The sequence below is a fragment of the Corynebacterium afermentans subsp. afermentans genome (assembly GCF_030408355.1).
Taxonomy (GTDB): Bacteria; Actinomycetota; Actinomycetes; order Mycobacteriales; family Mycobacteriaceae; genus Corynebacterium; species Corynebacterium afermentans.
Genome location: NZ_CP046606.1, coordinates 1191949 through 1204146, shown reverse-complemented (window position 1 = coordinate 1204146; position 12198 = coordinate 1191949). Strand labels below are relative to the sequence as shown.

The 12198-nt window shown below is 63.2% G+C and carries 9 protein-coding genes and 2 pseudogenes; 9 read left to right on the top strand and 2 right to left on the bottom strand.

Annotated features, from left to right (window positions below; genetic code table 11):
* The first annotated feature begins 27 nt into the window (after positions 1-27).
* The gene (locus CAFEA_RS05730; RefSeq protein WP_253704871.1) at positions 28-375 is read left to right on the top strand and encodes a hypothetical protein; all 348 of its coding nucleotides are present in this window, start codon (positions 28-30) and stop codon (positions 373-375) included.
* A 7-nt stretch (positions 376-382) separates the two neighbouring features.
* Positions 383-1093 carry a YceI family protein gene (locus CAFEA_RS05725; RefSeq protein ID WP_063936694.1) on the top strand — a complete coding sequence of 237 codons (711 nt, stop codon included), beginning with the start codon at positions 383-385 and terminating at the stop codon, positions 1091-1093.
* Positions 1094-1245: 152 nt separating this feature from the next.
* Here CAFEA_RS05725 and CAFEA_RS05720 read toward each other — a convergent pair whose 3' ends face one another.
* Positions 1246-2565: an SAM-dependent methyltransferase gene (locus CAFEA_RS05720; RefSeq protein ID WP_063936693.1), complete on the bottom strand. Its 1320-nt coding sequence runs from the start codon at positions 2563-2565 to the stop codon at positions 1246-1248.
* Positions 2566-2698: 133 nt separating this feature from the next.
* Between CAFEA_RS05720 and CAFEA_RS05715 the strand changes: the two genes are divergently transcribed.
* The 5 genes and pseudogenes from CAFEA_RS05715 (at position 2699) to CAFEA_RS05695 (ending at position 8868) form a co-directional block, all read left to right on the top strand.
* Positions 2699-4036 carry an NAD(P)/FAD-dependent oxidoreductase gene (locus CAFEA_RS05715; RefSeq protein WP_063936692.1) on the top strand — a complete coding sequence of 446 codons (1338 nt, stop codon included), beginning with the start codon at positions 2699-2701 and terminating at the stop codon, positions 4034-4036.
* Between the two features lie 84 nt (positions 4037-4120).
* Positions 4121-6124 (top strand): annotated as a pseudogene (locus tag CAFEA_RS05710) (pyruvate formate lyase family protein); the annotation flags it as partial.
* A pseudogene (gene grcA2, locus CAFEA_RS11380) lies at positions 6104-6712 on the top strand (autonomous glycyl radical cofactor GrcA2). The pseudogenes CAFEA_RS05710 and grcA2, both read left to right, overlap by 21 nt.
* 3 nt (positions 6713-6715) lie before the next feature.
* The gene (gene pflA, locus CAFEA_RS05700; protein WP_063936690.1) at positions 6716-7591 is read left to right on the top strand and encodes a pyruvate formate-lyase-activating protein; all 876 of its coding nucleotides are present in this window, start codon (positions 6716-6718) and stop codon (positions 7589-7591) included.
* Positions 7592-7797: 206 nt separating this feature from the next.
* Positions 7798-8868 carry a magnesium and cobalt transport protein CorA gene (locus CAFEA_RS05695; RefSeq protein WP_034999043.1) on the top strand — a complete coding sequence of 357 codons (1071 nt, stop codon included), beginning with the start codon at positions 7798-7800 and terminating at the stop codon, positions 8866-8868.
* On the opposite strand, the gene CAFEA_RS05690 is transcribed toward CAFEA_RS05695, so the two are convergent.
* Entirely contained in the window at positions 8869-9318 is a 450-nt protein-coding gene (locus tag CAFEA_RS05690) for a PaaI family thioesterase (RefSeq protein ID WP_063936689.1), read from the bottom strand.
* A gap of 52 nt (positions 9319-9370) precedes the next feature.
* Here CAFEA_RS05690 and gnd point away from each other — a divergent pair, with 52 nt between their 5' ends.
* Both gnd and CAFEA_RS05680 read left to right on the top strand, forming a co-directional pair.
* Positions 9371-10840: an NADP-dependent phosphogluconate dehydrogenase gene (gnd, locus tag CAFEA_RS05685; RefSeq protein WP_063936688.1), complete on the top strand. Its 1470-nt coding sequence runs from the start codon at positions 9371-9373 to the stop codon at positions 10838-10840.
* 43 nt (positions 10841-10883) lie between these two features.
* The gene (locus tag CAFEA_RS05680; protein ID WP_076589864.1) at positions 10884-12194 is read left to right on the top strand and encodes a DEAD/DEAH box helicase; all 1311 of its coding nucleotides are present in this window, start codon (positions 10884-10886) and stop codon (positions 12192-12194) included.
* The last annotated feature ends 4 nt before the right edge of the window (positions 12195-12198 follow it).

The window sequence follows — 12198 nt, the reverse complement described above, 5'->3', positions numbered from 1 at the left end:
TCGACACATGTAATAGACTAGGTAGCTGTGACGGATAAGCTACGTGCCCTGACCAAGAAGACAGCCACATGCGCCTGGTGCGGCAAGGAGATCCCGGTAAACCGAGGCCGTGGCCGAAAGCGCAAGTACTGCGGACCCTCCTGCAAGCAGCGCGCCTACGAGCAGCGCACCATGCTTGCCGGTACGTCCGTTGAGGAGGACGCGGTCATCCTCAACCGCAACAAGGTCACAGAATACCGCGATCGCCTGTACGCACTGCGGTGCGCCGCGGAGGATATCCGCACGGCAGCAGCGGAAGGGGCAGGCCCTGACGATTTGGCACCGCTTTGTGACGAATTAGTAGAATTGGCTCAGCAACTTGAAAGGCTGAGGTGATTTCCAAGTGGAAAAACGCGCGGCAACCAGCGCAAAGACGCGCACAACCTTAATCGTTGTCGTTTCCATTTTCATCGTCGTGGCGGTGCTCGTGGCCATGATTCCGCTGTTTATGACCCTGTTTAAGGGCGGCGGCGTGAAGACAGAGGGGATTGACGCCGACAACGTGTCCGCAGCCTCCACAGAGCTTGACGGCGAATGGACGGTAACTAACCGCCCGGGCGACAACGTCACATCCGCCGGCTTCACATTTGAAGAGGTGCTGCCGGGCGAGCGCCGCAGCACATCGGCTTCCACGCGCGCGGTCACAGGCTTTGCCACGATTACCGAAGGCACGCTGTCCGCCGGCGAGATTACCGTTGACATGCAGCACTTGTCGTCCGACAGCGACAAGCGCGACTCGTCGGTGCGGCGCCGCATCTTCCACACGGACGAGTATCCGGAGGCTACGTTCAAGGTGACGCAACCGGCTGATGTGTCCGCCGTGCCGGAGGACGGCAGCGTGGGCACCGTAGAACTCACCGGCGAGCTAACCATCCACGGCACGACGAACGAGGTGACGCACGAGTTCGACGTTGCGCGTTCGGGCGACCGTTTGATCGTCGCCGGCGATATTCCGATCAACCGCCTGGACTATGGCGTTGAGACCCCGGAGCTCGTCGCGGCGAAAATCGCCGAGGAGGGCGAAGTGAACGTGCGGATCAACATGACCAAGTAGATGGACTCCTTTACGTAACGTTACGTTAACAGGGATATATGGAAGGCCGCCGGACGCAAGGAGCGTGCGGCGCCCTTCTACTGTTTATTCGTATATAACTGTCCGATAATGTACATTATGTCAAGTAACGTTCCGATGGCCGCGACCACCTACTAGCGGCGTCCTCTCCTGTTTCTCCGCGCGAACGTGATCTGCGCCAGATCGATCATCCCCAGCCGCGCCATCGCCTCACGCAACGCGAACTGCCACACCCACAGGCGGCGGAACACGGCATCGTAGCCGTCGGCCGCCGCGTCGCGCAGCTTGCCGTCGAACGTGACGCGCTGCAGACGCAGCGACGCTGCGAGGTGCTCCGGCGCCGACGTCTGCGCCACGACGCGCAGGTCGGTCTCGCGATCGACTGTCTTGCCAATCTCCGTAACCGTCGAAAAATACAGTCCCGGCCAGATATATGCCCGCAGCGACTCCAGCGCGAGATCCGCCGTGCGGTTGTACGCCTGCGTGCGCACCATCGTTTGCATGGCTGCTCGCCCTCCCTGACCAAGCAGCGCGTCCACGGCAAGCAGGTACTTTCTCTGCTGGCGTTGCGGCATGGTTTCAAACACCTCCATGCTCGCGACCGCGTCGTAAGCACCGCTTCGTTGCTTGGCTACGGCTGCCGGGCCCTCCGCGATGCGGTCCACGGTGACGGATCCGTCTGTGCCCGCGAGAATCAGCCGCTCGCGCATCGCGGCGTACAGACGCGAATCGCGGGTCACGGCATCGACAGTCACCCCGCGCGCAGCGGCCTCGAACGCTAAAGCGCCGCCTCCGGACGGATACTCCAACAGGTGCGTGCCAGATGCCACGTTCAGGCTCTCTAAAATGGCTTCTACGCTGCGGTTTTGAGCGTCCTGCAGATCCGCCCTGTCGGACTCCATGGGCGCCCCAATTTCCGTCACGTCTACGAAATGGTCGCGGGGCTCACGACTTCTGCCTGCGCCTTTAGTGTGCGACTTCATCCGCACCCGTTGCGTGGTGGCCACTCCGGTGGCGAAATGCCCCTGGAACGCGCTGAGTCCATCGCCCGAAAAGTGCGCTACTAGATCCGGCGGCAACTCCCCTGGCGTTGCTGGCCGCACTGCGTCCACGCGGCGGGTGCGCGGGCAGTAGCCGGTACGTAGGAGGGCCGTCAGGACGTCGACAAGCTGCTGCGAACCCCCCGTCGACCACTCTCCCGCCATGTAGCCCTCCGCGAGCCCAACCCACCCGCTCGCCGCGACGCGTTGAAACACCTCAGCGCGCTCAACCGCTATATCTGCGCCGTCTCCTTCGAACGACAGGCCCGCTTTCGCACAAGCACGAGCGAAGCCGGCCTCCGCGAGCCTCGTTCGCAACCTGCCCGGCTTCGGGATATCGGCCACCCCCGGCCACGCGTCTGCATCAACTGGTTGAAGGTGCGCGGGGATGTTCGCGGGAGTGCTCTCGGCCATTCCTCGAATGCTAGTGCGCGCAGCGCTGAGATATGAGGTGCCACGGCGGAGCCTGCCCGCGCAGTTTATCGGCGGGCGCGTACTATGTATGCCGTTCCATCAATAACGTCATTATCCCGAGGAGATATCACTCATGGCCTCTCAGGTGTACCGCCCCGAAGGTAGTCGCCACCACGTTGTCATCGTGGGCGCAGGTTTTGGCGGCGTGAATGCGGCGAAAGAACTCGCAGACGCAGATGTCGACATCACGCTGATCAACAACACCAACCACCACCTCTTCCCGCCGCTGCTTTACCAGGTGGCAACCGGCCTGATGTCCTCCGGCGAAATCACCGGCGATGTGCGCCAGATGTTCGGCAGTCAACAGAACGTCCGCGTTGTTCGCGGCACCGTGGAGACCGTCGATGTTCCGGCGAAGACCGTCACCTCCGTCGAGGGCGACAAGGAGACCACCTTCTCCTACGACTCGCTCATCGTCGCCGCCGGTGCTGGCCAGTCGTACTTTGGCAACGACCACTTTGCGCAGTTCGCTCCGGGTCTGAAGACGTTGGACCACGCGTTTGAGATCCGCGCCCGCCTCATCGCAGCCTTCGAGCGCGCTGAGCTGGCGCAAACGCCGGAAGAGCGCGAGCGTGAGCTGACCTTCGTCATCGTCGGCGCAGGCCCGACCGGTGTGGAGCTGGCCGGCCAGGTGGCCGAGATGGCGCACCGCGCATTCACCTCCGGCCGCTACTCCTTTAGCACCGAGCAGTCCAAGATCTACCTGCTGGACGGCGCGCCACAGGTCCTGCCACCGTTTGGCAAGCGCCTGGGCAAGAAGGCGCAGCGCGAGCTGGAGAAGGCGGGCGTGACCGTCATCCTCAACGCGATGGTGACCAACGTGGACGCGGATTCCGTGACCTACAAGGACATGAAGACCGAGCAGGAGACCACCATCAGCACCCCGACCAAGATTTGGTCCGCCGGTGTTGCCGCTTCCCCGCTGGGCAAGCAGATTGCCGATCAGCTCGGTGTCGAGGCCGACCGCGCCGGCAAGGTTGCGGTCAACGCCGACCTGTCCGTGGGCGACGAGCCGAACCTGTTCATCGTCGGCGACATGATGAACCGCGACCGCCTCCCGGGCGTTGCGCAGGTAGCTATCCAGTCCGGTGCTTACGTGGGCAAGATCATCAAGGAGCAGGTCGAACACGACGTCGCTCCGGAAAACCGCGACCCGTTCGAGTACTTCGACAAGGGCTCTATGGCCATCATCAACCGCTTCAACGCGGTTGTGAAGATGGGCAAGGTGGAAATCACCGGCTTCATCGGCTGGCTGATGTGGCTGGGCGTGCACCTGTCCTTCCTCACTGGCACCCGCAACCGTCTTGTGGCCGCCACCGAGTGGACCATCAACGCGTTCTCGCGCACCCGCCACAACCTGGCGGTGACCGAGGGGCAGCTCGAGGGACCTGAGCTGGACAACGAGAAGTAACCCTTCGTCCTCCCCTGGCGTTTCGCCGACGACGATCCAAACCGGCCCAGAGCCTATCTCCACAGGCCTTGGGCCGGTTCTTTCATGCCATTTTCACCCACGACAGTTGTGCACAATGTCACAACAATCGTATTACCATTAGCCCTGAATCATCGCTTACAATGGTTCTTGAGCGGCCCGCGCTTTGAAAGTACATGGGTAAGTAAATGGGCAAGCGCAGCCGCGAGATCCTCAAATGCTCTAAAGAAGGACTGTGCAACTGTGACTGTTTCGACAGAGCCGCAAATTGAAAACCGCGCGTGGGACGGCTTCAAGCCAGGCCCGTGGATGGAACGCATCGACGTCCGCGATTTCGTCCAGCGCAACTACACCCCGTACGACGGGGATGCATCGTTCCTTGAAGGTGCCACGGAAAAGACCTTGCGCCTCTGGGACTACCTGGACAAGAACTACCTCGCCGTCGAGCGTGAGCGCCGTGTCTACGACGTGGACACGGAAACACCCGCCGACATCGACGCCTTCAAGCCGGGATACATCTCGGAGGACGACGACGTCGTTGTTGGTCTGCAGACGGACACTCCGACCAAGCGCGCAATGATGCCGAACGGTGGCTGGCGCATGGTTGAGCAGGCCATCAAGGAGGCCGGCAAAGAGGTCAACCCGGACGTGAAGAAGATCTTCACGCAGTACCGCAAGACCCACAACGACGCCGTCTTTGACATCTACACCCCGCGCATCCGCGCGGCGCGCTCCTCCCACATCGTGACGGGCCTGCCGGATGCTTACGGCCGTGGCCGCATCATCGGTGACTACCGCCGTGTGGCTCTCTACGGTGTGGATTTCCTCATCGAGGAGAAGCAGCAGGCGAAGGACGCTTCCTTGGAGAAGGGCTTCTCCGAGCACTGGGCTCGCTACCGTGAGGAGCACGCCGAGCAGATCAAGGCGCTGAAGAAGCTGAAGAAGATGGCTGAGGACTACGGCTTCGACATCTCCGGCCCGGCAACCAACGCCAAGGAAGCCGTGCAGTGGACCTACTTCGGCTACCTCGCCTCCGTGAAGAGCCAGGACGGCGCCGCCATGTCCATTGGTCGCCTCTCCCCCTTCCTGGATGCGTACTTCGAGCGCGACTTGGCCAACGGCACCCTGACCGAGGTCGAGGCTCAGGAGATCATCGACGCACTGGTGATCAAGCTGCGCATCGTCCGCTTCCTGCGCACCGAGGCCTACGACCAGATCTTCTCCGGCGACCCGTACTGGGCAACCTGGACTGATGCCGGCTTCTCCGAGGACGGCCGCCACCAGGTGACCAAGACCGCGTTCCGTCTACTGCAGACGCTGCGCAACCTAGGTCCGGCTCCGGAGCCGAACATCACCATCTTCTGGGACCCGGCGCTTCCGGAGGGCTACAAGGAATTCTGCGCCGCGATCTCCATCGAGACCTCGTCGCTGCAGTACGAGTCCGACAAGCAGATCCGCGACAAGTGGGGCGACGATGCCGCCATCGCCTGCTGCGTGTCCCCGATGCAGGTGGGCAAGCAGATGCAGTTCTTCGGCGCCCGTGTCAATGCCGCGAAGGCTCTGCTGTACGCCATGAACGGCGGCCGCGACGAAGTCACCGGCAAGCAGGTCACCGACGGCGACCACACCCCGATTCAGGGCGACGGTCCGCTGGACTTCGACGAGGTCTGGCAGAAGTACGAGGAGATGCTTGACTGGGTTGTCGGCACCTACGTCGAGGCCCTGAACATCATCCACTACTGCCACGACCGCTACGCCTACGAGTCCATCGAGTTGGCGCTGCACGACTCCGATATCGTTCGCACCATGGGCTGCGGTATTGCCGGCCTGTCCATCGTGGCGGACTCCCTGTCGGCTATTAAGTACGCGAAGGTCACCCCGGTCCGCGACGAGACCGGCCTGATCGTCGACTACGTCACCGAGGGCGAGTTCCCGTTCTACGGCAACGACGACGACCGCGCGGACGACATCGCGGCCACGGTGGTGCACACGGTGATGCAGAAGATCAAGGCGATCCCGCTGTACCGCGACGCCATCCCGACCCAGTCGGTGCTGACGATTACCTCCAACGTGGTCTACGGCAAGGCAACCGGTTCGTTCCCCTCCGGCCACAAGGCTGGTACCCCGTTCGCACCGGGCGCTAACCCGGAGAACGGCGCGGACAACCACGGCATGGTCGCGTCCATGCTCTCCGTGGGCAAGCTCGACTACAACGATGCGCTGGACGGTATCTCGCTGACCAACACCATCACCCCGTCGGGCCTGGGCCGAAACAAGGACGAGCAGGTGACCAACCTGGTCGGTGTCTTGGACGCCGGCTTCATCATGGACAACGCCGACACGGTCATCAACCCCGCCTAACTCAGACTTCCCCATCCACCTTTTCACTCTGAAGGAGAAAACATCATGACCACCCCTACTTTCGACGAGCGCCTCGCTTCCATGAAGGCTTCCCGCTCCGCTAACAACATGGACTCCGGCCTGTACCACGCCAACATCAACGTGCTGGACGAGTCCACGCTGGAGGACGCTATGGAGCACCCGGAGAACTACCCGAACCTCACCGTTCGTGTCTCCGGCTACGCCGTCAACTTCGTCAAGCTGACGAAGGAGCAGCAGCGCGACGTCATCTCCCGTACCTTCCACCAGGGCGCTTAACATATGGCGCAGGACGGAACTAGCGGCGTCGTCACGCTTGCGCCCGAACAGGGCGAGCGCGTGCGCGGCGTCGCTGCCGGTTTAGGCGGACTGTCCACCGACGACCTTGAGATCACCCGCCCCGAGCTGTTTGAGGCCCGCCGCACAGGCGAGATTGGTCTTATCCACTCGTGGGAGCTGGTCACAGCTGTCGACGGCCCCGGCACCCGGATGACCATCTTCTTGTCCGGTTGCCCGCTGCGGTGCAAGTACTGCCACAACCCGGACACGATGGAAATGAAGGACGGCACGCTCGAGCAAATCGACGATGTCGTGCGCCGCGTGCTTCGCTACAAGCCGGTGTTCAACGCCTCTGGTGGCGGACTGACCCTCTCCGGCGGTGAGCCGCTATTCCAGATCGCGTTCACTCGTCGCCTGCTCAAGGCAGTCCACGACGCTGGTGTGCACACCACGATCGACACCTCCGGATTCCTCGGCTCCCGCCTGACGGACGAGGACCTGGACAACATCGATCTGTTCCTGCTGGACGTGAAGTCGGGTCTGCCCGATACGTACGAGAATGTCACCGCGCGCCAGCTGCAGCCGACGATCGACTTCGGCGACCGGCTGCACGAAAAGGGCAAATCGGTGTGGATCCGCTTCGTGCTTGTGCCCGGCCTGACGGACAGCGAGGACAATGTGCAGGCCGTGGCCGACATTGTCGCACGCTGGAAGGGCACCGTGGAGCGCGTTGAGGTCCTCCCCTTCCACAACATGGGCGAGGACAAATGGAACCGCATTGGCATGGACTACGAGCTCAAGGGGGTCTCTCCTCCGTCGCCGGAGTCCGTGGAACACGTCCGCGAGATCTTCCGCAGTCGCGGTCTGAACGTGTTCTAGCGAGGTTCTTACCTGGCGCTAACTCGCATTAAGGGCGGTTGTCGGAAACGGGGTTGTGCAGTTTTGCACCCCCGTTAGACAACCGCCCGTTAGCGCGTAATATCACCTAAGTTGACCGGCGCGCCCCGCAGCGCGCTCTCCCGCCGCACAGGGGCGAACGCTTCAAGCCTCGAGCCCCTCGTACCAGTGAAAGGGGGCTTGAAGCTATGCCGCCTCGTATCCCAATGCCGGGGCAACGTCCAAAGAAGGTACAGCCCCCCACGCGCAGCATTCCGGTCCCCCTCGAACGCCAAATCGACTTCTGCCGCGTGTTCGTGGACGGCAAGCGCCAGCCTGGCAATGTGCGCATGGCGCATGCGCTGGAGGTTGTAGAGCGCTACGAAAATGCCTTCGTGTGGCTCAGCCTGAAAGAGCCGTCTACGGAGCAGATGGAAAAGATCGCGGAGATCTTCGACATCGAAGACCTCGTGGTCGACGACGTTGTGGACGCTCACCAGCGCCCGAAAATCGAGCGCCACGACGAGCAGCTATTCATGGTCGTGCGTTCGGTGTCCTACCGCGACGATGAAGAGGTCGCGGACGCCCGCGAGATCATTTCCACCGGCGAGGTGCAGATGATTGTCAGCGAGAAGTTCGCCATCACCATTCGCCACGGCGCACACCTGCCAGATCTGACCCCAAAGATCGAGGATGAGGAGGATCTGGCCGTGCTCGGCCCCACGGCTGTTGCTTGGGCGGTGTCGGACTACTTGGTGGACAACTACCTCAAGGTCACCGACCTGTTGGAAAACGACGTGGACGAGCTGGAAAACGAGGTGTTCACCCCGCGCCGGGACATCAACATCGACAAGATCTACACCTACAAGCGTGAGATTTTGGAGATGCGCCACGCCATCGACCCACTCGCTCCCGCCTTGCGCAATGGCTTGACCAACAACAAGGACTTCATGCGAAAGGTGTTGCGCACCTACTTCCGCGACGTGCAGGACAACTCCACTATCGTCAGCGACCGCCTGTCCGGCTTCGATGAGCGTCTCACGTCGCTTCTTGATGCGTCGGTAGCAAAGATCACCATGCAGCAGAACTCGGACATGCGCACGATCTCTGCGGTGGTCGGGATGGCTGCCGTGCCGACGCTGATCGCCGGTATCTACGGCATGAACTTCGAAGTCATGCCGGAGCTGGGTTGGCGCTACGGCTACCCGGCCGCGCTGCTGGTTATGTTCGCGGCGATCACGGCGATCTGGTGGTGGTTCCGCAAGAACAACTGGCTGTAGTTAGACCTCTAGCACCATCAGCTTCAGGTTGGTCACGGCGGCCAGCTTGCCGTCGGCGGTCATCTCCACTCGCCAAAGATGCGTTCGCTTACCGACGTGCACGGGCTCGGCCACCGCACGAATCGTCTGGCCTCCCCGCACGCTGCCGAGCAGGTCAGTGTAGTTGCTCATCCCCACCGCGGGCTTTCCGCTCGCAGCCACCCCTGCGATAGATGCCAGCGTCTCCCCGATCACGCAGTAGAGCCCGCCGTTGACGATGCCGGTGGGCTGCAGGTGGCGCTGTTCCACCTCAAGTTCGCCTTCCAGGCGGTCCTTGGAGCAGTAGGTCAGCTTCAGCCCGAGGGTTTGGGCGAAGTCGAACTCTACGGAGTTGATGTACTCGAGCTCTTCGCTGCTCAGCGGAACCTCGATGACCTCTTGGTACAGGCGCAGATTCTTCTCCATCTCCATGCCGGCCAATCATACGGGCGCGAGCGGATGCACCCCGCGTAGAATCCGGCGTATGACTGCTACACGCAACGGTGACCAGCTTGCTCAAATCGGTGTTGTCGGTATGGCGGTGATGGGCTCCAACCTCGCCCGTAACTTCGCCTCCAAGGGCCACACGGTGGCGATTTTCAACCGCTCCCCGGAAAAGACCCGTGCCGTGATCGACGAGTTCGGCCACGAGGGCGACTTTATTCCCGCCGAGACGATCGAGGAGTTTGTCGCGTCGCTGGAGCGCCCGCGCAAGGCCGTGATCATGGTTCAGGCCGGCGCCGCCACGGATGCGGTGATCGCCCAGCTCGTGAAGGCGATGGATGAGGGCGACATCATTATCGACGGCGGCAATGCCCTGTTCACCGACACCATCCGCCGCGAACGCGAGGTCGCCGCTGCCGGCCGCCACTTCGTCGGCGCTGGCATCTCCGGCGGCGAGGAGGGCGCGCTGCGCGGGCCGTCCATCATGCCCGGTGGTCCGGCGGAGTCCTGGGAGACCCTCGGGCCGCTGCTGGAGGACATCTCCGCGAAGGTGGACGGCACCCCGTGCGTGACCCACATCGGCCCTGACGGCGCCGGGCACTTTGTCAAAATGGTGCACAACGGCATCGAGTACGCCGACATGCAGGTCATCGGAGAGGCCTACCACCTACTGCGTTATGCGGCGGGCCTTGAGCCCGCAGAGATCGCCGACATCTTCACGGAGTGGAACAAGGGCGACCTGGATTCCTACCTCATCGAAATCACCGCTGAGGTGCTGCGCCAGGTGGACGCGCGCACCGGCAAGCCGTTCATCGACATCATCGTGGACGCCGCCGGCCAGAAGGGCACCGGCCGCTGGACGGTCAAGGAGGCCCTGGACCTCGGCGTGCCCACCACGGCCATCGGCGAGGCCGTCTTCGCCCGCGCGTTGTCTTCTGCCCTTGCGCAGCGCGAAGCGGCCCAGGAAATCGGTTTGCCGGCGGGTGAGACGGCGACGTTGGACACCGTAGGCGTCGATAAGCAATCGTTCATTGAAGACGTACGACGCGCGCTCTACGCCTCCAAGCTGGTGGCGTACGCACAGGGCTTCGACGAGATCAACGCCGGCTCCCAGGAACACAACTGGGACATCAAGCCGGGTGATCTGGCGCGTATTTGGCGCGGCGGCTGCATCATCCGCGCGAAGTTCCTGGACCGCATCACCGATGCCTACGAAAAGGACCCGGAGCTGCCGTCGCTGCTGCTGGACCCGTATTTCAAGGGCGAGCTGGAAAAGGGGCTGGTGGATTCCTGGCGCCGCGTCGTCGTCGCCGCGACCCAGCTGGGCCTGCCTGTGCCGGTGTTCGCTTCCTCGCTGTCCTACTACGACTCGCTGCGCACCAAGCGCCTGCCGGCCGCCCTGATTCAGGGCCAGCGCGACTTCTTCGGCGCCCACACGTACAAGCGCGTGGACATGGAGGGCACGTTCCACACCACCTGGTCCGGCGAGCGCGAGGAACTCAGCTATTAGCTCGGCTTTTCCCGGGTACCCCTGACCGCGTAGACTGCACCGAATGACTACTTTCGCCGACCTCGGTTTGCCCCGGGCCATTGTCAACGTCTTGAGCAAGCAGGGCATCACCGAGCCCTTCCCCATCCAAAAGGCGGCGATCCCCGACGCGCTCGCCGGCCAGGACGTGCTCGGCCGCGGACCGACAGGCTCCGGCAAGACCTTCACGTTCGGCCTGCCCATGCTGGCGCGCCTCGCCAGCGCGCCGAGCTCCCCGGGCCACCCGCGCGGGCTGGTGCTGGCGCCGACGCGTGAGCTTGCCGCCCAGATCCGCGAGCGCCTCGACGACCCGGCGGCCGCGCTGGGTCTGCGCGTGCTCGACGTCGTGGGCGGAGTGAACATCAACCACCACATCCGCGCCCTTGCCTCTCCGGTGGACCTGCTGGTGGCCACCCCCGGCCGGGCCGAGGACCTGATCAACCAGAAAAAACTCTTCTTCGACGCCGTGGAGATCACCGCGCTCGACGAGGCAGATCAGATGGCGGACATGGGCTTTTTGCCGCAGGTGCGCAAGCTTTTGGACCGCACACCGAAAGACGGCCAGCGACTGCTGTTTTCCGCCACCCTCGACGGGGACGTGGAAAAGCTCATCACCCGCTACATGCACGATCCCGTGACCCACTCCACCGCCCCAGTGCAGGCCGCGGTGGACACGATGGACCACTACCGCCTCCTGGTGGGCGGCCGCGAGGAGCGCAACGAGATCGCCCTGCAGATCGCCGCGCGTGAGGGCAAGACGATCATGTTTATGCGCACGAAGCACGGTGTGGACCGCCAGGTGAAGAAACTGCGCCGCGCTGGCATCCAGGCCCAGGGCCTGCACGGCGACAAGGGCCAGGGTGCGCGTACCCGCGCACTGGAGGGCTTCGCCGACGGCTCCACCGCGGTGTTGGTTGCGACAGATATCGCCGCGCGCGGCATCGACGTCGACGACGTCTCCCTGGTCGTGCACGTTGACCCGCCCGCGGAGCACAAGGCGTACCTGCACCGAGCCGGCCGCACGGCGCGCGCGGGCACGTCCGGCACCGTGGTCACACTCGTGATGGACGACCAAACCAAGGAAGTTGCGCAGCTTTTGCGCAAGGCTGGCGTTAACGCACCCGAGGTTCGGGTGGCTCCGCTGTCGGATTCCTTGGTTACAATCACCGGTGCACGCAAACCGGAAGGCGCGCCACTTCCTCCGCCGGGCCAGCCCCGGCGGACCAACAAGCCCGCTGCCTCCGGCAACCGGAGCCGCAATGCTAACCGCGGCGGCGGAAACAACCGCAGCCGCACTCGCCGCTCAGACCGAAGTCGAAGGAGCAACGGCCGCTAAGGCA